The 22,150-nt window shown below is 72.7% G+C and carries 20 protein-coding genes; 12 read left to right on the forward strand and 8 right to left on the reverse strand.

The genetic code is table 11. The features are described 5' to 3' along the window. Window positions 1–96 precede the first annotated feature (96 nt). Together LL648_RS45225 and cei are read left to right on the forward strand one after the other, a co-directional pair. Window positions 97–1,194, forward strand: coding sequence for a phosphotransferase family protein (locus LL648_RS45225; RefSeq protein ID WP_232663371.1), 1,098 nt, complete (start codon window positions 97–99; stop codon window positions 1,192–1,194). Next, a complete protein-coding gene (gene cei / locus LL648_RS16170; RefSeq protein ID WP_232663372.1) occupies window positions 1,191–1,859 on the forward strand; it encodes an envelope integrity protein Cei in 669 nt (222 codons plus the stop codon). Before LL648_RS45225 ends, cei begins: the two co-directional genes overlap by 4 nt. Window positions 1,860–2,082: 223 nt before the next feature. Here the strand turns inward: cei and LL648_RS16175 are convergent, their stop codons facing one another. Then, entirely contained in the window at window positions 2,083–2,949 is an 867-nt protein-coding gene (locus tag LL648_RS16175; RefSeq protein WP_232663373.1) for an inositol monophosphatase family protein, read from the reverse strand. Between the two features lie 75 nt (window positions 2,950–3,024). Here LL648_RS16175 and LL648_RS16180 point away from each other — a divergent pair, with 75 nt between their 5' ends. The 4 genes from LL648_RS16180 (at window position 3,025) to LL648_RS16195 (ending at window position 6,197) form a co-directional block, all read left to right on the forward strand. Beyond that, window positions 3,025–3,183, forward strand: coding sequence for a hypothetical protein (locus tag LL648_RS16180; RefSeq protein WP_232663374.1), 159 nt, complete (start codon window positions 3,025–3,027; stop codon window positions 3,181–3,183). Window positions 3,184–3,429: 246 nt separating this feature from the next. Further along, the gene (locus LL648_RS16185) at window positions 3,430–4,848 is read left to right on the forward strand and encodes an RNA polymerase sigma factor (RefSeq protein WP_232663375.1); all 1,419 of its coding nucleotides are present in this window, start codon (window positions 3,430–3,432) and stop codon (window positions 4,846–4,848) included. Between the two features lie 129 nt (window positions 4,849–4,977). Then, on the forward strand, window positions 4,978–5,697 hold the full coding sequence (locus LL648_RS16190; RefSeq protein WP_232663376.1) for a DUF1345 domain-containing protein: 720 nt from the start codon (window positions 4,978–4,980) through the stop codon (window positions 5,695–5,697). 38 nt (window positions 5,698–5,735) lie between these two features. Next, a complete protein-coding gene (locus tag LL648_RS16195) occupies window positions 5,736–6,197 on the forward strand; it encodes an SRPBCC family protein (RefSeq protein ID WP_232663377.1) in 462 nt (153 codons plus the stop codon). Window positions 6,198–6,297: 100 nt separating this feature from the next. Here the strand turns inward: LL648_RS16195 and LL648_RS16200 are convergent, their stop codons facing one another. Then, a complete protein-coding gene (locus LL648_RS16200; RefSeq protein WP_232663378.1) occupies window positions 6,298–7,047 on the reverse strand; it encodes a sugar phosphate isomerase/epimerase family protein in 750 nt (249 codons plus the stop codon). A 109-nt stretch (window positions 7,048–7,156) separates the two neighbouring features. Between LL648_RS16200 and LL648_RS16205 the strand changes: the two genes are divergently transcribed. From LL648_RS16205 to LL648_RS16215, 3 genes are read left to right on the forward strand one after another with little or no spacing between them, the layout of a single operon-like run. Continuing rightward, a complete protein-coding gene (locus LL648_RS16205; protein WP_232663379.1) occupies window positions 7,157–7,738 on the forward strand; it encodes a TetR/AcrR family transcriptional regulator in 582 nt (193 codons plus the stop codon). Beyond that, complete coding sequence (locus LL648_RS16210; RefSeq protein WP_232663380.1) at window positions 7,735–8,910, forward strand: MFS transporter; 1,176 nt, start codon at window positions 7,735–7,737, stop codon at window positions 8,908–8,910. The genes LL648_RS16205 and LL648_RS16210 overlap by 4 nt, the downstream gene beginning before the upstream one ends. A gap of 57 nt (window positions 8,911–8,967) precedes the next feature. Beyond that, window positions 8,968–9,687, forward strand: a complete 720-nt coding sequence (locus tag LL648_RS16215) for an SIMPL domain-containing protein (protein ID WP_232663381.1) — start codon at window positions 8,968–8,970, stop codon at window positions 9,685–9,687. A gap of 132 nt (window positions 9,688–9,819) precedes the next feature. On the opposite strand, the gene LL648_RS16220 is transcribed toward LL648_RS16215, so the two are convergent. From LL648_RS16220 to mftD, 4 genes are all read right to left on the reverse strand, one after another. Continuing rightward, entirely contained in the window at window positions 9,820–13,032 is a 3,213-nt protein-coding gene (locus tag LL648_RS16220; protein WP_232663382.1) for a bifunctional cytochrome P450/NADPH--P450 reductase, read from the reverse strand. Further along, window positions 13,029–13,607, reverse strand: coding sequence for a TetR/AcrR family transcriptional regulator (locus LL648_RS16225; protein ID WP_232663383.1), 579 nt, complete (start codon window positions 13,605–13,607; stop codon window positions 13,029–13,031). The genes LL648_RS16220 and LL648_RS16225 overlap by 4 nt, the downstream gene beginning before the upstream one ends. Before the next feature lie 67 nt (window positions 13,608–13,674). Next, entirely contained in the window at window positions 13,675–14,319 is a 645-nt protein-coding gene (locus LL648_RS16230; protein ID WP_232663384.1) for a hypothetical protein, read from the reverse strand. 644 nt (window positions 14,320–14,963) lie between these two features. Then, window positions 14,964–16,136: a pre-mycofactocin synthase MftD gene (mftD, locus tag LL648_RS16235; protein WP_232663385.1), complete on the reverse strand. Its 1,173-nt coding sequence runs from the start codon at window positions 16,134–16,136 to the stop codon at window positions 14,964–14,966. Between the two features lie 100 nt (window positions 16,137–16,236). Between mftD and LL648_RS45230 the strand changes: the two genes are divergently transcribed. Beyond that, window positions 16,237–18,402 (forward strand): FUSC family protein, encoded by a 2,166-nt coding sequence (locus LL648_RS45230; RefSeq protein ID WP_232663386.1) that lies wholly within the window; start codon window positions 16,237–16,239, stop codon window positions 18,400–18,402. A gap of 14 nt (window positions 18,403–18,416) precedes the next feature. On the opposite strand, the gene LL648_RS16245 is transcribed toward LL648_RS45230, so the two are convergent. Further along, complete coding sequence (locus tag LL648_RS16245) at window positions 18,417–18,830, reverse strand: RidA family protein (protein ID WP_232663387.1); 414 nt, start codon at window positions 18,828–18,830, stop codon at window positions 18,417–18,419. Window positions 18,831–18,886: 56 nt separating this feature from the next. Here LL648_RS16245 and LL648_RS16250 point away from each other — a divergent pair, with 56 nt between their 5' ends. Both LL648_RS16250 and LL648_RS16255 read left to right on the forward strand, forming a co-directional pair. Further along, window positions 18,887–19,798: a LysR family transcriptional regulator gene (locus tag LL648_RS16250; RefSeq protein WP_232663388.1), complete on the forward strand. Its 912-nt coding sequence runs from the start codon at window positions 18,887–18,889 to the stop codon at window positions 19,796–19,798. 43 nt (window positions 19,799–19,841) lie between these two features. Next, window positions 19,842–20,909 carry a tartrate dehydrogenase gene (locus LL648_RS16255; RefSeq protein ID WP_232663389.1) on the forward strand — a complete coding sequence of 356 codons (1,068 nt, stop codon included), beginning with the start codon at window positions 19,842–19,844 and terminating at the stop codon, window positions 20,907–20,909. A gap of 223 nt (window positions 20,910–21,132) precedes the next feature. On the opposite strand, the gene LL648_RS16260 is transcribed toward LL648_RS16255, so the two are convergent. Next, window positions 21,133–21,939 carry an SDR family NAD(P)-dependent oxidoreductase gene (locus LL648_RS16260; protein WP_232663390.1) on the reverse strand — a complete coding sequence of 269 codons (807 nt, stop codon included), beginning with the start codon at window positions 21,937–21,939 and terminating at the stop codon, window positions 21,133–21,135. Window positions 21,940–22,150: the final 211 nt, after the last annotated feature.

A 22,150-nucleotide genomic window follows, 5' to 3' on the forward strand; every position in this document is an offset into this window, starting at 1 on the left:
CCCCCCGGGGCGCAGAGGTTAGCTCAGGCACGCGCGCGGCGCGCCCCTCCCCCTGTGACACGACCGTGCACATTTTCCGTGTCCTAAGGTCCCCCTGTGCCCGCCACCACTGACCCCGCGCGCGAGGGTGCCGTCCCCGGAGCGGATCCGCGAGCCGTCGGGGCGTGGCTCGCCGCCGAGCTCGACGATCCGCGCTGGGTGCGGTGCCGGCTGACGCCGATCGGTGCGGGGCGCTCCAACCTGACCTATCGCGTCGACAGCGACGCCGGCGCCGTCGTGCTGCGCAGGCCGCCGGTCGGGCAGGTGGCTGCCACGGCGCACGACATGGGCCGGGAGCGCAGGGTCATCTCCGCGCTGGCCGGGACGGCCGTCCCGGTCCCGGCGGTGCTCGCCTCGAGCGACGGCGGCGCGCCCGTCGACGCGCCCTGCTTCGTGATGCAGCTCGTCGAGGGGGTCGTTCCCGTCGACCTGGAGCTGCCGGGCGGCTGGGCACCGCAGGAGCGCGACCGGGAACGGGCCGGCGAGGCACTGGTGGACGTGCTGGCGGCGCTGCACGCGGTCGACCCCGCCGCCGTCGGGCTCGCCGACTTCGGCCGCCCCGACGGGTTCATGGAGCGTCAGGTGCGGCGCTGGGTCACGCAGTGGGAGCAGGCGCAGTCGGTAGGGATCGACATCGCGCCCGACACAGTGGCCGAACTCACGCGGCTCGCGGGCGCGCTGGCCGTCGACGTGCCGGCCGCGCAGCGGGCGACGATCGTGCACGGCGACTACCGCATCGACAACTGCCTCTTCGACGCCACCGACGCCGGGCGCATCCTGGCCGTGCTCGACTGGGAGCTCTCCACGCTCGGCGACCCGATGGCGGATCTGGGCCTGCTGCTCGTCTACTGGCGCCAGTCCGACGAGCACCCCGTGTGGAAGGCCGCGCACGCTGTGCCGGGGCCGACCGCGCAGCCCGGCTTCCCCACCCGCGCGCGCGTCGCGGAGCTGTACGCGCACCGCACCGGCCTCGACCTCGGCCCGCTGCACTGGTACGTCGCCTTCGGCGCGTTCAAGCTCGCCGTCGTGCTGGCGGGGATACTGGCGCGGGTGAAGGCCGGCATGGTGCCGGCAACGATGGCGGCCGGACTCGAGGGCAGCGCGCAGCCGCTCGTCGCGCTCGGCCACCACGTTCTCAGCGAGGGCCTGGAGTGACGACTGTGCGCAACCGCCCCTACCAGCGCCGCCGGAAGGGCCCCATCATCGTCACGGTCTCCGTGCTGGCCGCGATCGCACTCGCGACCTGGACGACCGTGCTGGTCAGCGGTTCCAGCGCTGCGGGCGCCGCTGCCTGTCCCGCGGCGGCGCAGGGCCCCGGCCCCGGCGAGGTGCTCGCCGGCGACGCGCTGAACGGCACGCAGCCGGTGGCTCCGTCGTCGGTGCGGGTGCGGGTCTCCAACGGGGGCGGCCAGCGCGGCCAGGCCCTCCTCGTGGCCGCGCAGCTGGCCGAGCTCGGGTTCGGCGAGTACGCCGAGGCCATCAACGACCCGTTCTACCCCGACGGCGAGATGGAGTGCGTCGCGCAGCTCCGCTTCGGCGCGTCCGGTTCGGCCGGGGCGAGCACCCTCTCGTTGCTGCTGCCCTGCGCCGAGCTCGTGCGCGACGGGCGCGGCGACGACACCGTCGACGTCGCGATCGGCACCGCCTTCGGCGACCTGAACCCGAGCCGCCCGGTGCGCCAGGTGCTCGAGCAGCTCGCCGCGCCCGCGGCCGGCAACGACGGGGCCGGCAACGCCGACCCGCAGGGCGGCGATCCGGCCGCCCAACCCGCGGCCGTCGACCCCGCGGCGTTGGAGAAGGCCCGCGAAGGCCGCTGCTGACCGTGCGCAACGCGTGCGTTCCGCACACGTTGCCTGGAAAGCCACCTTCAGGGCGCCGGGTGCCGGGAAAGCCACTTTCCCGGCAACCCCAGGGGCCGGGCGCGCCCGGCCGCGCCGGTTCCGCACGCGAGGGCAGCAAAGCCACTTTCCGGCCCTCACAGGGCAGGAAAGTGGCTTTCCTGCCCTCCCCAGGCACCCCCCGGGGGGTTTGCTCTCGGGTCGGTCAGACGTCGGCTGCGCCGTTCCGGCGGGCGAGGTCGTGGAGCTCCGCGGCTATCGCTGGGGTCGCGGCGAACAGCGCGTCGGCGCCGAGGCCGTCGTCCGGCGGGGTGCTGCCGGGGGCGCCGGGCACGCGGACCGTCGCGCCCGCTTCCGCCGCGATCAGCGCGGCGGCGGCCCAGTCCCACCAGTTGCAGCCGTGCTCGATGTAGGCGTCGGTCCAGCCGGCGGCGACGGCGCAGAGGTCGAGCGAGGCCGATCCGGTGCGGCGCACGTCACGCACGTGCGTGAGCAGCGCGCCCACCATGGCGGCCTGGCGGGCCCTGCGCTCCACGCGGTAGGAGAAGCCGGTCCCGAGCAGCGACAGCGCGACGTCCGTCGCGCCGGACACCGCGAGCGGCACGCCGTCGAGGGTCGCCCCGTGGCCGGCCGCGGCGCTCCACAACCGCCGGGACGACGGCTCGACGACCGCACCTGCCAGCGACACCCCGTCGCGCACCGCGGCGACCGAGATCGCGTACCAGGGCAGCCCGTAGAGGAAGTTCACGGTGCCGTCGATCGGGTCGACCACCCACGCGACACCCGGCCCTTCGACGACGCCGCCGTGCTCCTCGCCCAGGACGGTGTCGCCGGGGCGCAGCTGCGCGAGCCGATCGCGCAGGAGCGTCTCCAGCGCGTGGTCGGACGCCGTGACGACGTCGGTCGGCGTGCTCTTGGTGGCGACGCCCTCGCCGGGCACGCCGTCGTCCCAGGGGCGCGGCAGGGCGCGCAGGTGCTCGGCGGCCTCGAGCGCCACCTGCTCGGCGACCGCCCTCAGCCGCTGCGGCTCGTCGTCGGCCGGCACGCTCACCGGTAGCTGTTCGGCTTGCACATCAGGCCATTCTGCCCGTGCCGGGCGATGCCTTAGAGTGCGCCCACTCGTGATCTTGGTGAGACAGGGACAGGCATGGCGATCGGGATGCTGGGGCGGTTGGCGGTCGCGGTGCTCGCGACGGTGGTCGTGGTGACGGCGACGTTGGTGGCGCGACCGGAGCCGACCCGCTCGGTCGGCTCGGTGCCCTCGACCGTCCCAGCGGTCGCGCCCCGCGCCCACCTGGGGGGATAGTGGTCGCGAGCGGCCAGCAGCTCCCCCGGGGGAGCACTGTGGACGAGGCGCGGGAACTCCGATGTGACGCGCGGGGGCGCCATGGGGCGTACGGATCCGCACACGCAGTTACAATGGATCGGTACCCCGCACCGTGACCGCCTCCGATGCCGGCGATCCGCGGGTTGCTCGAACCGATCTCGATCCCGTCAGCCGGATGATTCGCGTCCCGGTTCACGGCAGAGCGAACCGTAGCGAGAGGGCCTAGTGGCAGCCGCAGACTCCGCAAGCCGCACCGATACGTCCGTCGACCCGACGGCCGTCGCACCTGCTCGTCGTCCCCGTTCGCGGGCGGCGGCGGGTACTGCGACGAAGACCGCCACCAAGGCGTCGCGCCCTCGGGCGGGTGCCGCCGCCAAGAAGGACGGCGCGCCCGCAACGAAGAAGGCGGCCGGTGGCGCCGACGAACCCGAGCTCGACGGCGACGCCGAGCTCGACGGTGCCCCTGAGGTCACCGACCTCGAAGAAGTCGATGTCGACCTGGAAGCCGATCTCGTCGGCGACGACACCGCCGCCGTCGAGATCGCGGACGACGACGATGACGACGATGACGATGACGACGAAGAGGTCGCCAACACCGGCGCCAACCGTCGCAACCCCGCACAGCGCGAGCGCTCCTCCACTCCGCAGAAGTCCGGCGACTTCGTGTGGGACGAGGAGGAGTCCGAGGCGCTGCGCCAGGCGCGCAAGGACGCCGAGCTCACCGCCTCGGCCGACTCCGTCCGCGCCTACCTGAAGCAGATCGGCAAGGTCGCGCTGCTCAACGCGGAGGAGGAGGTCGAGCTCGCCAAGCGGATCGAGGCCGGCCTCTACGCCGCCGAGCGGATGCGCCGTTCGATCGACGCCGGCGAGAAGGTCTCCCCGCAGCTGCGGCGCGACCTGCGCTGGATCGTCCGCGACGGCGAGCGCGCCAAGAACCACCTGCTCGAGGCGAACCTGCGGCTCGTGGTCTCGCTCGCGAAGCGCTACACCGGCCGCGGCATGGCGTTCCTGGACCTGATCCAGGAGGGCAACCTCGGTCTGATCCGCGCCGTCGAGAAGTTCGACTACACCAAGGGCTACAAGTTCTCGACGTACGCCACGTGGTGGATCCGGCAGGCGATCACCCGCGCGATGGCCGACCAGGCCCGCACCATCCGCATCCCGGTGCACATGGTCGAGGTCATCAACAAGCTCGGGCGCATCCAGCGTGAGCTGCTCCAGGACCTGGGCCGCGAGCCCACCCCGGAGGAGCTCGCCAAGGAGATGGACATCACCCCGGAGAAGGTGCTGGAGATCCAGCAGTACGCCCGGGAGCCCATCTCGCTCGACCAGACCATCGGCGACGAGGGCGACAGCCAGCTCGGCGACTTCATCGAGGACTCCGAGGCCGTCGTCGCGGTCGACGCCGTGAGCTTCACGCTGCTGCAGGACCAGCTGCAGTCGGTGCTCGCGACGCTGTCCGAGCGCGAGGCGGGTGTCGTGCGGCTGCGGTTCGGCCTCACCGACGGCCAGCCGCGGACGCTCGACGAGATCGGCCAGGTCTACGGGGTCACCCGGGAGCGGATCCGGCAGATCGAGTCGAAGACGATGTCGAAGCTGCGCCACCCGTCGCGGTCGCAGGTGCTGCGCGACTACCTCGACTGACACACGGCTTCACGGGAAGGGCCTCCGAGCTGCTGCTCGGGGGCCCTTTCCGCGTTCCGTTCACCGGATGTGCTGATCGCCGGGGCGAGTTCGCGGCGGGTGCCCGGCCCGCGGCATACGATCTTGCCCGTGTCCGTACCCGCCGACACCGTCGCGAAGGGCGGCTCGTGGTCGACCCGGGCCATCGACGTGCTCCTGCTCGTCGTCGCGGCGGTCATGTTCGTCGACCTGCGGGTCAACCTGGATATCGACGACCCCGTCTACCGGGTCACGGCGTTGCTGTGGATCGTGCTCGCCGGCATGTTCATCGCGGTGCGGCTGCTGCGCATGCGCCGGGCCCGTCGTGGCGACCCGCACTGGGCCCGGCGGCTCCAGGACGTCCGGCTCGGCCACCTGGTGGTGGGCACCACCGCGTTGACGGTCGTCAACGCGATCACGCTGCTGCTCGCCTACACCGGCGACGCGGGCGAGCGGGCCGTCGCCGACCTCGTCGCGCAGGGCGGCGACCCGGATCTGATGGTCGAGCTCGTCACGATCTACTCGGCGTCGGCGCTGCTGCTCATCGTCCTCGCGTGGGCGGTGCCGCACCTCAGCTACGCCGAGCGCTACGCGCGGCTGTGGGTGCTCGGCCGAGCCCGTGGGGTGACGCACTTCGAGTTCCCCGGCACCGCCACGCCGACGCTGACCGAGTTCGTCTACGTCGCGGTCACGGTCGGTGTTGCGTTCGCGACCTCCGACGTCAGCGCCACGACGTCGGAGGCCCGCTCGAAGATGATCTTCCACGGGCTGCTGTCGTTCCTGTACAACGCCGTCATCGTCGCGGCGACCGTCGGAGTCCTGACTAGCTGAGGTGCCGCTGAGCCGGCATTCGGGAGGACACTGGAGCCATGGCGGTCGACGTCTACACCACGATCATCATCGAGCGGCCGGCCGACGCCGTCGCCGCGTACGCGGCCGACCCGGACAACGCGCCGAGCTGGTACGTGAACATCGACTCCGTGGAGTGGGAGACGCGGCGACCGCTGGCCGTCGGCTCCCGCCTGCGGTTCGTCGCCCGGTTCCTCGGCCGCACCCTCGCCTACACGTACGAGGTCAGCGCGTACACGCCGGGGAAGCTGCTGGTCATGCGCACGGCGCAGGGCCCGTTCCCGATGGAGACCACCTACACGTGGGCGGCCGCCGGCAAGTCGACGCGGATGTCGCTGCGCAACCGGGGCATCCCCGCCGGCTTCGCCCGGTTGGGCGCGCCGGCGATCGCGATCGCGATGCGGGTGGCGAACCGCAAGGACCTCGCCCGGCTGCGCCGGATCATGCTGAAGCGGATCGTGCCGGACGCCTCCCAGAGGTAGCCGCCGGACCCGAACTTCCCCACCGTTTTGTGCACTTGCACGCCTGCAGGGCGCGCAGGTGCACAAAACGGTGGGGAGATTGGCGACGGCTGCGCGAGCGCTACTGCGCCTGCTTCTGATGCAGGTAGGCGAGTGAGCGGGCGACCCCGTCGAACTCGTCGCCCGCGTACTCGTCGAACTCGACGACTCCCAGCTCCGCGGCCCCCGCCGCGTCCAGGACGGCGTCGACGGCGATCTCACCCTCGCCCAGCGGCACCTGGTCCTTCTTGACCTCGCCCGTCACGGGGCCGTCCTTGATGTGGATCAGGCGGGCCCGGTCGCCGAGCCGCCGCAGCAGCGCGGCGGGGTCCTGCCCGCCGACGGCGGCCCAGAAGGTGTCGACCTCCAGCACGACGTCGGGTTCGAGCGCGGCGACGAGGTGCTCCAGCGCCGTGACCCCGTCGATGACGGACGCGAGCTCCCAGGCGTGGTTGTGGTAGCCGACCCGCAGGTTGCGGGGGCGGGCCGCCGCGGCGATCTCGTTGAGCGCCTCGGCGGTCCGCCGGATCGAGTCGAGGGTCTGCCACTCCTCGGCGGGCACCATCGGCTCGACGACGGTGGTCATCCCGAGCCGTTGCGCCGCGTCGAAGATCTCTTCCCGGTCCCTGCCGAGCAGCCGGTTGTGCCCCGACGGCGCAGCGAGGCCGGCAGCGCGCAGCGCCGGTTCCAGCGCGTCGACGTGCTCGACGAAGCCGTACGGCTCGACGTTGGTGAACCCGATGTCCGCCAGCCGTTGCAGCGTGGCGGCCGGGTCAGCGGTGAACGCCTCGCGCACCGAGTAGACCTGGACGGAGATGGCGGTCGCAGACATGCAGCCCCTGTCGGTTGAGTGATCAGACATCGGAGCAATCGTACGAGGCTCTCGACAGATGCCTAGCACTTGCTTGCTTTTCATACATGCGTGCATGTATGAATGTTGCGTGCGACGGACCGCTGAAGACACCGCAGCCACCCGAGCCGCCCTGCTCGACGCCGCCCTCTTCACCTTCGCCGAGCAGGGCGTCGCCGAGGCGACGCTCGCCGGCATCGCCGGCTCGGCCGGCCTCACCCGCGGCGCCGTCTACCACCACTTCGCCGACAAGAACGCACTGCTCGGAGCCGTGCTCGAGCAGATGTGGGACACCGTCGCCACGCCTGTCTGGGCCGCGCTCGACGACCCTGCCCGCCCGCTCCGCGCCCGGCTGCAGACGTTCGCCGTCGGCTGGCTCACCGCACTGCACACCGATCGCCGGTTCACCGCGCTCATGGCCGTCTCCATGCAGGCGGGGCTGCCCAACGATCCCGAGAAGAAGAAGGCGGCCGGATTCCACGAGTGGCGCGCGCGGCTCGTCGCCGACCTGACCCCGGCCGCTGCCGACCTCGCGGTCGATCCCCCTACCGCGGCGGAGCACCTGTTGGCCTGGCTCAGCGGCACCGCGCTGCTGGCCGGCCATGATCCCGCCCTCGTTCCCCGCGCCGACGCCACGAGTGTCGCGCCCCTGCTCGAAGGACTTCTCCGATGACCTCTCCCCCGCCGGCCGGCGCAACCCGGCCCGGCGCCGCGGTCGGCGTCGTGTCGCTGGCGCTCGGCGTCGACATGTTCCTGTACGGCGCGCTGGTGCCGCTGCTGCCGACGCTGCCGGCCGTGGCGGGCTCGCCGGGTGCGGCCGGGCTGCTGTTCGCGGCCTACGCGCTCGCGATGCTCGCCTCCATCCCGCTGGTCGGACGATGGGTGGACCGTTCCGGCCCACGCTCCCCGATGCTCGCGGGGATGCTCGGGCTCGCCGCCGCCACCGCGCTGTTCACCGCTGCCGTCGAGATGCCCGGCGTCGCCGGGCTCGCCGTGCTGATGGCCGCGCGCGCCGCGCAAGGAGTCGCCGCGGGGGTCAGCTGGACGTCGGGCCTCGCGCTGATCGCCGCGACCCATCCGCCCGAGCGGCGCGGCACGGTGATGGGATTTGCGCTCTCCGCACTCGGTATCGGGGTGCTCCTCGGTCCTGCGGCGTCCGGCCTGCTCACCGACTCGTTCGGGCCGCGCGCACCGTTCGTGCTGGTCGCGGTGCTGGCGGTGCTCGACGCCGTCGCCCGGATCGTCTGGATCAAGCCGGTGGCGTCGATCGCCCGACCGACGCCGCTGCGGGAGGTCGCCCGCGGCCCGCGCGCGGGGCTGCTGATCGGGCTCACCGCGCTCGGCGCGGCGGCGATCGCCTTCGCCGAGCCCGTGCTGCCGCTGCACCTCGCCGGTCTCGGCATGAACGCCACCGGTATCGGGTTGGTGTTCGGCGGCGCCGCCCTCGCCGGCGGCCTGATCGCGCCGCTCGCCGGCATGATCACCGACCGGTTCGGCCCGACGCGGGTCGCCGCCGTCGGCACGCTCGTCGCCGCGGCCGGGTTCTGGCTCTGCGGCCTGCCCGCGGCACCCGTCTCGATCGCGGGTGTGGTCGTGGTCGGGCTCGGCGCGCAGCTCGTGCTCGCACCGACGCTGGTGCTGATCGGCACGCTGGCCGAGCACACCCAACCGCCCGCGTACGGGGCCGCGTACGCGCTCTACAACCTCGCCTACACCGTGGGGCTCGCGCTCGCCCCGCTCGCGGCGGGCACCGCCGCGACGCTCGCCGGGGTCGGCCCGACGACGGTCGTGGCCGCCGCCGTCGCCGCGATCGTGGCCCTGCGGTTGATCACCACCAGGCGGTGACCAACGAAATCCGCGCCCCCTCCGTCCTTACGGCAGAACGTACGAACGGAGACCACGATGAAGCGTCTACTGTCCACCGGCCTGGCCGTCACGATCGGCGCGCTGCTGCTCGCCGGCTGCGCGGGCCCGCAGCCCGCCGCGACGGGCGGCCCGGCGCCGACCCCCGGCATCAACGCGCGCGGGGTGGGGACGGCGAAGGGCGCACCCGACATCGTCACCGTCGACCTCGGGGTGTCGACGAGGGCGCCGAGCGCGCAGGCCGCGCTCGGCGCGAACAACGAGCGGGCCGCCGCGCTGATCGCGACCCTGAAGAACAGCGGCGTCGCCGAGGCCGACATCCGCACCAGCCAGCTCTCGGTCAACCCCACCTACGCCGACGGCGGGCGGATCAACGGCTACGAGGTCAACAACTCCGTCACCGCGACGCTGCGCGACATCGCCGCCGCCGGACGGCTGATCGACGCTGCCGGTGAGGCGGCCGGGGACGCCGTGCGCGTCAACAGCCTCCAGTTCTCCATCGACGACGACAGCGCGCTGCGCACCCAGGCCCGTGCCGACGCCGTGCGGCAGGCACAGGCGCAGGCCAAGCAGATGGCCGAGGCAGCGGGCGTGCGGACCGGCGTGATCCTCTCGATCAACGAGGTCGTCACGCCCACACCGGGCCCGTACTGGGAGGTCAACGCCGGCGCCGCAGACCAGAAGGCGGCGGTGCCGCTGCAGCCCGGGACGCAGGAGCTGACGGTCACCGTCGACGTGGTGTACGCGATCGACCAGTGACGCCGCGCACTGGGCGCGCGGGACGTCAGGAAAGCCACTTTCATGCAACCACGTTGCATGAAAGTGGCTTTCCTGACCCACCCCGGGCCCGGCCCGGGCCTCGGCCCAGACGCCGGCCCCTGGCCTGAGCGGCTACGCGAACACGTCGGCGACGTACCGGGCGCGGGTGCGTTCCATCTCCGTCATCCACGCCTCCGCCTCCGCCGCGGTGGCGCCGGTGTGCTCGGCGTAGATCCGCTTGCACGTCTCGTACACGGCGGGCGCCATGTACTGGCCGTCGCCGCAGACGAAGAACACCGGGTCCCGGTCCATCAGCGCGACGACGTCGGCACGGTCGGCCCACAACCGGTCCTGGACGAACGTCACGCCGTCGCGCGGGACCGCCGAGTACGCCGGCCGCACGTCGACGACACCCCGCTCGGCCCAGGCCGCCAGCTCGTCGCGGTACAGGTGGTCTACGTCGGGGTGGTCGCAGCCGAAGAACAGCAGCGCGGGCGCCGGCCGCACGCCCTCCTGCTCGGCGCGCATCGCCCGGTCCTGCAGGAACCCGCGGAACGGGGCCAACCCGGAGCCGGCGCACACCATGACGATCGGGGTGTCGAGCGACTCCGGCGGGTGGAACGCCACGTTCGACGGCCGGACGGTCACCGCGACCTTCGTGCCCGGCCGCACCCCCGCCAGGTACGTCGACGCCGCGCCGAAGTAGCGCCCGGCACCCGACAGCGCCGGGGCGTCGACGACGGCCACGGTGAGCGTCGCGACCTCGGGGTTCCACCGCGGCGACGACGAGATCGAGTACTGCCTGGGCGTCAGCGGTGTGAGCATCTGCAGGAACGCCGCGAACGGCAGCTGGCACGGACGGTGGCGTTCGAGCAGGTCGAGCACGGTGACCCGGCGCTCCACCACCTCGGCGGCATGCCGGGCGGGGTCGGCCGCGAGCGCCGCCAGCGCCTTCTCGTCGGGCGGGCACGGTGTCGCGGCGGCGAGCTGCTCGATCTGGCGGCGCGTCGCGGGCTGCGACAGCTCGACGAAGCTCGAGAGCAGCTCCGCCGCCGTCACCGGTTCGTCGGCCGGCAGGAACGTCGGCGCGCCTCCGGTGCGCAGCACCACCTGCGCGTCGGGGGCGAGCCCGAAGCGGCTCAGTGCCCGCGCGACGACGTCCGGCGGGTTGAGCGGCAGCACGGCGAGGTAGTCGCCGGCGCGGTAGGTCGCCCCGGCCGGGAGCGCGATCTCGACGTGCCGCTTCGAGCGGGCGTTCGGCGCCGCCATGTCGACCAGCTCGCGGTTGGCGAGCACGGTGCCCAGCTGCAGCTGGTTCTGCCGCAGCAGCGGGTCGCGGGTGGCCCCGACGAACTCGACCTCCAGGCTCGGCGCCGGTGCCGGCGCGGCCGTGTCCTGCCCGAACGCCGCCCCGACCGGGCCCCAGAAGCCCGCGTACCAGTCCTCGAAGTCGCCGAAGAAGTCGCCGCGCGCGTTCGCCTCGCCGCGCTCGACCAGCCGCTGCCCACCCGCGGCCGCCAGCGCGGCGTCGACGGCTTTGGGGATCGCCTGGTAGGTCCGCGCCCAGTCTTTGTTGCCGCAGCCGAACACCACGAACCGCACCCCGTCGAGCGCGCCGGCGGGCAGGTCGCGCACCCACGGGAGGAACGCGCGCGCGTTGTCCGGCGGCTGGCCCTCGTAGGAGGACGTGACGACCACAACCGCGCCCTCGGTTGGCAGCTCACCGGTCGCGCTGTCGAGCGTCCCGACCGCGACCTGGTAGCCGCGTGCGGTCGCGTCGTTGGCGATCCGCTGCGCGAACGCCTCCGCGGTGCCGGCGTTGGAGCCGTAGAGCACCCGCATCGGGGTGCCGTGCGCGTCGGCGGTGACGGCGGCTGCCGGCTGCCCTGACCGCTCGCTGGTCGACCCCGTGCCCATCGACGCCGTGCCGACCGACGGGACGATCGTCGTGTCGCGGCGGCGCGCGTACATGTGCAGCCCCGCCGGCTTGATCGTCAGGGTCTGCTGGATCTCGAGGTCGTAATCGGGGTCGACGGGCGCGATGTCGAAGCGCTGCAGCAGCATCGCGAGGAACAGCGTGGCCTCCTGCAGCGCGAACCCGCGTCCGATGCAGGAGCGCTGCCCGTTGCCGAACGGCTTCCACGCGTTGGGCGGCAGCTGCTGGGCGCGCTCGAACGCGAACCGCTCGGGGTCGAACGCCTCCGGGTCGGGCCCCCACACGGTCGGGTCGCGGTGCAGCCCAGGGATCACCACGAGCATCGTCTGGTCGCGGCGCACCTCGTAGCGCCCGCCGAGCGTCGTCACCTCGTCGCGCGGCTGGATCGAGAACGCCGGCGCGGTCGGCCAGAGCCGCAGCGACTCCTTGAACACCTGGTCGAGGTAGGTCAGCTTGGCCAGGTGCTCGAACCGCGGCTGCTCGTTGCCGAGCACCTCGTCGACCTGCGCCCGCGCCTTGGCCAGCACCTCGGGGTGGCGCATCAGCTCGTACAGGGTGAAGGTGAGCAGCCCGCTGGTGGTCTCGTGCCCCGCGATCAGGAACGTGACGAGCTGGTAGCGCACGTTCTCGGCCGAGAGCCGCTCCCCGGTCTGCGGGTCGGTCGCGGTGAGCATCGTGTCGAGGATGTCGTGCTGGCCGTCCGGCAGCGGGTTGCGGCGGCGTTCCTCGATGAGCCGGTCGGCCACGTCGTGCATGAGCTGCTTGTCGGCCTCGTAGCGCTGGTGGGTGCGCCGCATCAGCATGTCCTGCATCGGCAGCCGCTGGGCCCGCTCGCCCGACTCGACCAGCGCCCGGACCATCGCACCGACGAACGGGTGCATGTCCTCGGAGTAGAAGCTGTTGAAGCGGTAGCTGAACGAGCACAGCGCGATCGTGTCGAGCGTGAGCCTCGTCGTGTTGTCGGCGACGTCGATCTCGTGGGTCGAGCCCTGGCGCTCCCACTTGAGCAGCAGCTGCTCGGAAATATCGAGCATCCCGTCGAACATGTCGCGCAGCGCGGCCGGCCCGAACGCCGGCATGAGGATGCGGTGCGCCGCGCCCCACGCCGGCTCGTCGGTGTCGGAGGTGAACAGCCCGTCGCCCGCGAAGTCGCGGACGTTGCGCAGTGGCAGCGACAGCTGCTTGTCGAAGCGGCGCTCGTCGCACAGCTCGTCGACCAGCTCCTGCGAGGTGACGATGAGCAGGTCGCGGCCGGGCACCCGCAGCTTGAAGATCGGCCCGTACTCGCGGGCCATCTCCACGAACTTGAAGATGCCCTTCTCGCTGTCGAGGTCGCGCAGGTTGCCCAGCAACGGCAGTGGCTTCGGTTGCGGGATCGGGACGAGCGAGCGCGAAGGCGCGATGGTCATGACCACTCCTCGGAGCGAGTTGTGAGCGCGGGGGCGCCGAGCACCCCGGCGGCGAGTTCGACCACGAGCGGCACCAGTCGCGACGGTGGGATCTGGATGGCCTTGTGGCAGTGCGCGAGCACGGCATCGACGATCAGCTTGAGCGCGAGCATCCCGCGCATCCGGTGCTCGTCGTCGGCCCCGGTGAGCCCCAGCGCGGCGTGCACGCGATCGACCTGCGCGTACAGCTCGTCCCGCGCGGGCTGGTCGGACGCCAGCTTGATCGAGGCGATGATCAGGCTGGTGAGTCCGGGCCTGGCGAGCGCCGACTCGGCGACGGCCCGCAGCACCCCGACCGGATCGCCTGCGGCGACCGTGCCGAGCAGATCGTCGACGGACCGGCGGGCGGCCTCGACCGCCGTCTCGTAGATCACCTGCTTGCTGGAGAACCGGTGCAGCAGGCCGGTCTTGGAGTACCCGACGGCGTCGGCGAGCAGCTGCACGGACGTCCGGTCGTAGCCGTGGATGGCGAACGTCTCCGCCGCGGCGTCGAGGATCGCTCGGTCGATCTGCTCGCTCGTCTGCCGGAGAACCATGTCGCCACCTCGTGTTGGACCGATATGGTCCAGCCTGGACCGGATCGGTCCGGAGCGCAAGGTACTCTCAGCCAACCCACAGGCGGGCGGTCCGCAGCTGCGTCGCGAGCAGCACGCAACCGACCCCGGCCAGCACGCCGTGCGCGATCCGCAGCTCCGGCGTGCCGAAGAATTGCGGCAGGAACAGCGCGAACGCGGCCGCGAACGGGACCGCCGACCAGCGCGAGAGCACACCGGAGCGCCACACGGCGACGCCGGCCAGCACCGCGGCCACGGCGATCAGCACCAGGCCGACGCCGAACAGCGTGACCTGGGCCGAGCCGAAGCGGATGGCGTCGACCAGCGCGAGCAGACCGGTGTCGCCGGTCTCGAGCACCCGCTGCCCGATGGCGTTCAGCGCGAACGTCTCGGCGCCGTAGTAGGGCAGCACCATGCCGATCCCGATCCACATGGTCACGAACGCGGCGCCGGCGAGCCGCCCCCCGATCGCGGTGCGCAGCGCGAGCAGCCCCAGCGGGAGGAGGACGAACCCCGCGACCGCGGAGAGGTGCGCGACGACCCACGCCGCCGACGCGAAGGCGGGCGCGCCGTCCAGCAGAACGGTGTCGCCGTAAGGCCGCAGCACCGGGTAGACCACGAACAGCAGCCCGGCGACCAGCAGCGCAATCGAACCGCCTCGCACGCCCGTCCCGACCTTCGTGTCGATCGCCATGAGATCCTCCACTCTCTTTGCGAGAGCGGTGCTCTCGATATGGAGCACCATTCCAGAGAGCGGCGCTCCGCGCAAGAGCAGTGCTCTCGCGCTGGCTGGACGCGGGCGCAGGGCGGTCGTGCACAGGTTGGCGCCTCCGTGCACAGGTTCCACCCTGCGCACGGGGAGGTGAACCTGTGCACGAGCGACCTCACGGCCGGGCCCGGGTCGTGGTGGTTGAGTGTGCTGAGGGCTGCCGAAGACGTTCGCGATGGCGGGATGGGTGCGGGATGCATACGTTGCCGGGAAAGCCACCTTCCCAGCGCCACAGGCCGGGAAAGTGGCTTTCCCGGCGCGCCCCGGCCACGCGCGCGGCATGACCGCGCAGACCTGGGTGTGTCCTCGCAGGGATGGGCGCGCCGGCGCAGATGTCGCCCGCGCGGCTTGCCGAGCTGCACCTGAGCAGGCGGGCCTGACCCAGGACTACCGTCCTACGCTGCAGCGCATGCAGAAAGTGCGCATGTAGGTGAGCCTGGATTCCCGCGTCGCTGCACGTGTCCGGCAGGTGCCGTCCACACGCAAGGGCAGCAAAGCCACTTTCCGGCCCTCACAGGGCAGGAAAGTGGCTTTCCTGCCCTCCCCGGACACCCCCGCTACCGCCACCGTCACAGCTCCCGCGTGAACCCGGCCGGCACGATGACGTCCTCGGGGACGAGATCGTGCACGGACGACCGCCCGAGGCCGAGCAGCGCCTCGTCGATCCCGCTGCGCAGGATCTGGAGGACGTTGGTGACGCCGGCCTCGCCGTTGGCCGCCATCCCCCACAGGTATGCCCTGCCGATCATGACCGCCTTGGCGCCGAGCGCGAGCGCCTTCACGACGTCGCCGCCGCGGCGGATGCCGCCGTCGAGCAGCACCTCGACCTGGTCGCCGACGGCGTCGACGACGGCCGGCAGCGCCCTGATCGACGCGGGGGTGCCGTCGAGATTGTTGCCGCCGTGGTTGGAGACGGAGATCGCGGTGGCGCCGGCGTCGACGGCCCGGCGGGCGTCGTCCGGGTGCATGATCCCCTTCACCATGAACGGGCCGCCCCATTCCTTGCGGAGCCAGGCGACGTCGTCCCAGGTCGGCAGGGGTGTCTGCATCCACTCGCCGTAGGCGCCGAAGAAGGTCGGCGCCGGCTCCCCCGGCCCGGCAAGGTTGGGGGTGGTGAGGTCGGGCAGGCCGCCGCCGCGCAACCAGTCGAGGACGTACCGCGGCCGCAGCGCGCCTTCGGGGGCGAACCTCAGCATCGCGCGCAGGTCGAGCTTCTCCGGGATCGGCGGGCTGCCCCAGTCGCGGCGCGTGGCGAAGGTCCAGTCCAGCGTGACGATCAGCCCGGTCGCGCCGGCCGCGCGGGCCCGCTCCACGCGCTGCAGGATGCGCTCGCGGGTGCCCACCCAGTACATCTGGAACAGCGTCTTCGGGTTGGCGGCGACCACCTGCTCGATCGGCTTGCTCGCGAACGAGCTCAGCCCCATCGCGATGCCGGCAGCGGCGGCCGCGCGCGCGACGGCGACCTCGCCGTCGGGGGTCACCGCCTGCACCCCGGTCGGCGAGATCAGCACAGGCATCGAGACGTCCTGGCCGAGCACCGTCGTCGACTGGTCGCGCGTCTGCGGCAGGTCGGCGATGTGCGGGCGGAAGCCGAGCTCGCCGAACGCAGCGACGTTGTCGTCGAGGGTGATCCCCTGCTCGGAGCCGGCGACGAGCGCCATGTACACCGATCTCGGCAGCCGCCGTCGCGCCCTGCGCTGTGCCTCGGCAACGGTCTCGAACCACGTCCTCGTGCTCGCCATAGGCGGAGCATAGTGCGAACCGCGCTATTTTGACACCGAGTGCCGCAATTCGACGGGAGTTCCCCCGGCCGGTCGGTGAGGTCGGTGCCAGACTGGTGGCGTGCGGCTCCCGTCCTGGTTCACCGAGCTGCGCACCGTCCTGACCGGCCTCGACCCCGGGTACGTCCGGCTGCGGCTCGCCGGGATCGCGGTGTCGTCGATGGCGCTGGCCGTGCTCGCGATGTCCGGCGTGAGCGCGCTCGTCGGTGCGCCGGTGACGGTCGTGCTGATCTCGGCCGTGCTGGCGATGGTCAGCAACATCGCCGTGAACGAGCCCGAGCTCGCCCGCCTGCGGGTCACGACGGCGCTGATGGTGCTGCCCGCCGCGTGCGCCGTCGCCGCAGGCACGCTGCTCGCGCCGACGCGGATCGTCGCCGACGCGGTCTTCGTCGCGATCATGATCGGCGCGGTGTACGTGCGCCGCTACGGCCCGCGCGGCAACGCACTCGGCATGGCGGCGTTCATGGGCTACTTCTTCACGCAGTTCCTGCAGGCGGCCGTCGCGCAGCTGCCGTTGCTGCTGGTGGCGGCCGCGATCGGGCCGGGCGCGACGTTGCTGCTGCGCGGGTTCCTGCTCGCCGAACGGCCCGAGCGCACGCTCGCGCGCCTCACCCGCGCGTTCCGGGCGCACGTGCACGCGCTCGTCGAGGCCGTGGTCGACCTGCTCGACGCCGAGCCGGAGGACGTCGACGACGAGCTCGTGTCCATCCGGAAGCGACGGACCCGGCTCAACGAGACCGCGCTGCTCGTCGCCGACCGGCTCGAACAGATGCGCGCCGAAGGCGCCGAGCCCGACGACGGGCTCGAACTGCAGATCCTCGACGCCGAGCTGGCCACCGAGCGGCTCTCCGTCGCCGCGCGCCGGCTCGTGCAGAGCGAACCGCCGCCGGGGCCGGAGGTGCGCAGGCCGCTCCTGGCCGGGTTGCACGCGCTCGGCGCAGCGTCCGCAACCGGCACACCTGACGGCCGGGTGGCGATGCTGCTGACCAGCGCGCGACGCAGCGTCGGACCGATGGTCGTCGACACCGAGGGGCTCGGCGACCGCGCGCAGCGGGTGGCTTTCGCGATCACCCGGCTGGCCGACGCCCTGGGCAGCGCCACCGGCACACCGCGACCGCACGGCGAGGGCGCCGACCTCCCCCACGAGGCCGCGTCCACCCCAGAGAAGGACATCGAGAAGGACGAGAAGCCCGCCGGTCTGGAGCTGGCCACCCGGCAGGCCGTCCAGGTCGGGGTGGCCACGAGCTGCGCGATCGTGCTCGGCGAGCTCGTCTCCCCCGCGCGCTGGTACTGGGCGGTCATCGCCGCGTTCATCGTCTTCGCCGGCACCACCAGCTGCGGCGACGTGCTGACCCGGGGCTCGCAGCGGATCATCGGGACGATCGGCGGGGTCGTCGCGGGGATGGGGCTGGCGCTGCTGGTCAGCGGCAACGCCGTGCTCTCGCTGGTGCTGATGGCCGTCTGCGCGTTCTTCGCGCTCTACACGGTGCGGGTGTCGCAGGCGCTGATGGCGTTCTGGATCACCGCGGTGCTCGCGCTGCTGTACGGACTCATCGGCCAGTTCAGCGTCGAGACGCTGGTGGTGCGGGTCGTCGAGACCGCCATCGGGGCGGCGATGGGGATGCTCGCCGGCTACCTCGTGCTCCCGAAGGGCACGCGGGAGGCGTTCGGCGAGGCCCTGGAGACCGTGGTCGAGGGCATCGACGCCGTGCTCGCCGCGGCGGTCGAGCGGATCCTCGGCCGGCCCGCCGCCGACCCCGTCGAGCTCGCGCGCGACATGGACGACGCCCTCGGCGTGCTGCGGCTGCGCGCGAAGCCCCTCGACAACCCGTTGCCGCGGCGGCGCGGCCGCTCCAGCTACCAACGGGCCCTGCGGGTGCTGACCGGCGTCGACCACTACACGCGGCGGCTCGCCCGGCTGTCGGACTCCGCGGGCGACCCGTCGTGGGAGGCGCTGGAGCCGGCGGCGCAGCGGGTCCGCGACAACCTCGCCGCCCTGCGCGACCTGCTCCTGCACCGGCCCCAGGACGGCACGGCCGGCGAGATCGTCTCGGCGGAGGAGCTGGTGGACGCGGCGGAGGCGCACGCCGCACGCACCGACGACCCCCGGCTGCGGGCCGAGCTGCTCACGGTCGCCCGCATGTTCCGCCGCATCGAGCAGGCCGTCGGGAACTTCGCCACCGACCTCGGGATGCCGGAGCAACCGGGCGTGACGCCGGTGCGTTGAGCGCCGCCGGGCCGTCAGCCTTGCCCGTCCGGCACCGCCGCCACCGCCTCCACCTCGACGGCCAGCTCGGGGCGGGCGAGCGCGGTGACCACAACCAGCGAGTGGGTGGGCACGTCGCCGTCCGGGAACCAGCGGTCGAACGCCTCACGCAGCCCGACGCGGACGCCGTCGAGGTGCTCGACCCCGGCCACCATGGTGAACAGCTTCACCAGCTGCCCCGGACCCCCGCCCGCGGCCGCGAGCAGCCGCTCGATGTTCGCCAACGCCAGCCGGGTCTGGTCGGTGGCGTCCGCGCCGAGCGTCCCGTCGGGCGCCATGCCGACCTGCCCCGCGACGAACAGGATCTTGTGGTCGGCCGGCGCCGCGGCGAGGTGGTTGTAGGTGCCGAGCGGCGGCGCGACGGCATCGGGACTCCAGCGTCGGATCATGCGCGCACGGTAGCCCGCCGCATCCGGTAGGTTCCGCCTATCGATCAGGAGGAACCGTGGACGCCCGCCAGCTGGAGTACTTCCTCGCGATCGTCGACAACGGCGGGTTCGGCCGGGCGGCGAAGCAGCTGCTGATCGCGCAGCCGTCGCTCTCGCAGGCGATGGCCGGGCTCGAACGCGAGCTGGGCGTCGCGCTCTTCCACCGCATCGGGCGCGGAGTGACGGTCAGCGAGGCCGGCCGCGAGCTCGTCGGCCCGGCCCGGCAGGTGCTGCGCGACCTGCAGGCCGCACACGCGACGGTGGAGTCGCTGAAGGGTCTGCTGCGCGGGCGGGTCGAGGTGGCCACCATGCCGTCGCCCGCCATCTCCCCGCTCAGCACGCTGACCAGGCTGTTCACCGAGCAGCACCCGGGCGTCACGGTCAGCACGCAGGCCGCGTTCACCACGGACGAGGTGGTCGGGATGGTCCGCGGCGGCACCTGCGAGCTGGGGCTGGCCGGTTCGGCGGCACCCTTGCGACACCCGGGGATCGACGTGCTCGCGGTCGAGGAGCAGAGCCACGTGCTCGTCGGCGCCGCCGAGCGCCCGTTCCCCGAGGGCGACCCGGTGCAGTCGGCGGCGCTCGCGGGCGCACGGCTGATCGTCTCGCAGCCGGGCAGCCTCATGCGCCGGATCGCCGACGACATCGCCGCCGACGGGATCCCGATCACGATCGCTGTGGAGGTCGCGCACCGGACGTCGATCCTCGCGCTGGTGCTGGAGGGGGTCGGGCTCGCGGTGCTGCCCTCGGCGTGGGCGCCGCTGGCCCGCCGGGCCGGTGCCCGCGTGGCGGCGATCGACATCCCCGTCCGGCTGCACATCTCGCTGATCAGCAGGGCCGCGCCGCTCACGCCCGCCGCAGCGGCGTTCCTGGCCGTCACCCGCTCCTATGCAGGGGACATAGGCGGGACCTATCGACAGGATCGGTAGCCGGTCTTGGACGCGACGGCGGCCGAGCGGCTTGGATCCGACCATGCCCGCTACGCGCACGTTCCGCATCGCCGCCATCCCCGGTGACGGCGTCGGCGCCGAGGTCGTTGCTGCCGGACGCGCGGTGCTCGACACGCTCGCGGGCGACGACGTCACGTTCGCCTGGACCGAGTTCCCGTGGGGCAGCGCCTTCCACGAGCGCACCGGCCGCATGATGGACGAGGACGGGCTGGAGACCCTCGCCGGCTTCGACGCGATCTACTTCGGCGCCGTCGGCTGGCCGAGCGTGCCCGACCACGTCAGCCTGTGGGGGCTGCGGCTGCGCATCTGCCAGGGGTTCGACCAGTGGGCGAACGTGCGTCCCGTGCACTTCCACCCCGGGGTGCGCAGCCCGTTGCGCGCCGCGGACGACACGGATCTCGGCTGGGTCGTGGTGCGGGAGAACAGCGAAGGCGAGTACGCGGGGCTCGGCGGGCGCAACCTCGCCGCACGCGGCCCCGGCAACGAGGTGGCCGTGCAGTCGGCGCTGTTCACCGAGGTCGGCATCGAGCGGATCATGCGGTTCGCGTTCGACCTCGCCCGCACCCGGACGCGACGCAAGCTCTCCAGCGTCACCAAGAGCAACGCCCAGCAATACGGGATGGTGCTGTGGGACGAGGTGTTCGCCCGCGTCGCTGCCGAGTACCCCGACGTCGAGACCGAGAGCGTGCTCGTCGACGCGATGGCCGCGAAGTTCGTGCTGCGCCCCGACGACCTCTCCGTCGTCGTGGCGAGCAACCTCCACGCCGACATCCTCTCCGACCTCGGCAGCGCGCTCGCCGGCAGCCTCGGCCTCGCCGCGAGCGCGAACCTCAATCCGGAACGCCGCTACCCCAGCATGTTCGAGCCCGTGCACGGCTCGGCGCCCGACATCGCGGGCCAGGGGCTCGCCAACCCGCTCGGCGCGATCGGCAGCGCCGCGCTGATGCTCGACCACCTCGGGCTGCCCGACCGCGCGGCCCGGCTGCGCAAGGCGATCGACGCGACCACCGCCGCCGGCGTGCGCACCCGCGACGTCGGCGGCACGGCGACCACCGAGCAGGTCACCGCCGCGGTGATCGACAACTTGTAGAGACGCGCGTGCCGGCCGGCCCCACGAGGACGGCGTGGTCGGCATCGCGGTGGGGCGTGCGGGGGGAGTCCGCGCCCCACGTCGGGAACGGCGGTACGGCTGGCCGAGCCACCCCGGGCAGCCGCACTTCCGTTCCCGACAACCCGGCGAACTTCCCCACCGTTTTGCCAACCTGCGCGCCGAATTGCGTGTGCAAGTAGGCAAAACGGTGGGGAAGTTGGGGCTAGATCTCCTTGAGGAAGCCGCCGTCGACGGCGAACTCGGCGCCGGTGGTGCTGGCCGAGCGGGGCGAGGCGAGCAGCGCGATGACGTCGGCCACCTCCTGCGGGTCGACGAGCCGCCCGGTCGTCAGCTTCATCATCGAGGGCGCGAGCGTCTCCAGGACGGCCGTGCGGTCGGAGCCCGCCTGCGCCGCGATGATGTCCGCCGCGCCGCCGTCCTCGGTCCACCACGCGGTGCGGACCGGGCCGGGTGAGACGGTGTTGACCCGGATCCCGGACGGCCCGAACTCCTCGGCGAGCGCCTTGGACACGTTGTTCAGCGCCGCCTTCGCCGACGAGTAGTCGACGTTCATCGGCGCGGGCTGGCGCGCGACGCCGGACGAGACGTTCACGATCGCCCCGCCGCCGCGCTCCAGCATCGCCGGGATCGCCGCCCGCACCGCGCGGACCACCGCAAACAGGTTGAACTCGTACATGAGCGCCCAGTCCGCGTCGTCAGGGGTCAGGAAGCCGAACCGCGGCAGCGACACCCCGGGCGGCGGGCCGCCGGCGTTGTTGACCAGCACGTCGAGACCGCCGAACACCTCGACGGCCCGCTCGACCATCCGGGCCGGCGCGGCGGGGTCGGTCAGGTCGGCCGCGTGGTGCAGGAGGTTCGGGCCGGCCAGCGCGTCGAGCTCCGGGGAGAGCTTGCGCGAGACGGCGACCACCGACGCACCCTCCTCGAGGAACGTCCGGGTGGTCGCGAGACCGATCCCCTTCGACGCGCCGGTGACGACGACGATGCGGCCGGTGAGCTGCAGATCCATGAGTCCACTTCCCGTGAGGCGACGAGCGGCGTTCCCGCTCCTACCTCGGAACCCCAACCTCACCCACGGGGTTGCAATCGGCGGGCCAGGGAGGGCAGCAAAGCCACTTTCCTGCCCTGTGGAGCCTGTTGCGATTTGTTTTGATCGCTGGGGGTCGTGTGGCAGTGCTGTGAGGACGGGGCGGCGGGGAGAGGCCGGAGGCCTCGCTCCG

Source organism: Pseudonocardia sp. TRM90224, assembly GCF_021245725.1.
In the GTDB taxonomy this organism is placed as follows: Bacteria; Actinomycetota; Actinomycetes; order Mycobacteriales; family Pseudonocardiaceae; genus Pseudonocardia.

Bases quoted from the DNA above. Each gene is read 5' to 3' on its own strand.
- LL648_RS16210 (WP_232663380.1), top strand. From the start codon at position 7,735: ATGACCTCTCCCCCGCCGGCCGGCGCAACCCGGCCCGGCGCCGCGGTC.
- LL648_RS16260 (WP_232663390.1), bottom strand. From the start codon at position 21,939: ATGGATCTGCAGCTCACCGGCCGCATCGTCGTCGTCACCGGCGCGTCG.
- LL648_RS16245 (WP_232663387.1), bottom strand. From the start codon at position 18,830: ATGATCCGACGCTGGAGTCCCGATGCCGTCGCGCCGCCGCTCGGCACC.
- mftD (WP_232663385.1), bottom strand. From the start codon at position 16,136: ATGGCGAGCACGAGGACGTGGTTCGAGACCGTTGCCGAGGCACAGCGC.
- LL648_RS16220 (WP_232663382.1), bottom strand. From the start codon at position 13,032: ATGACCATCGCGCCTTCGCGCTCGCTCGTCCCGATCCCGCAACCGAAG.
- LL648_RS16225 (WP_232663383.1), bottom strand. From the start codon at position 13,607: ATGGTTCTCCGGCAGACGAGCGAGCAGATCGACCGAGCGATCCTCGAC.
- LL648_RS16215 (WP_232663381.1), top strand. From the start codon at position 8,968: ATGAAGCGTCTACTGTCCACCGGCCTGGCCGTCACGATCGGCGCGCTG.
- LL648_RS16200 (WP_232663378.1), bottom strand. From the start codon at position 7,047: ATGTCTGCGACCGCCATCTCCGTCCAGGTCTACTCGGTGCGCGAGGCG.
- LL648_RS16230 (WP_232663384.1), bottom strand. From the start codon at position 14,319: ATGGCGATCGACACGAAGGTCGGGACGGGCGTGCGAGGCGGTTCGATT.
- LL648_RS16180 (WP_232663374.1), top strand. From the start codon at position 3,025: ATGGCGATCGGGATGCTGGGGCGGTTGGCGGTCGCGGTGCTCGCGACG.
- LL648_RS16255 (WP_232663389.1), top strand. From the start codon at position 19,842: ATGCCCGCTACGCGCACGTTCCGCATCGCCGCCATCCCCGGTGACGGC.
- LL648_RS16195 (WP_232663377.1), top strand. From the start codon at position 5,736: ATGGCGGTCGACGTCTACACCACGATCATCATCGAGCGGCCGGCCGAC.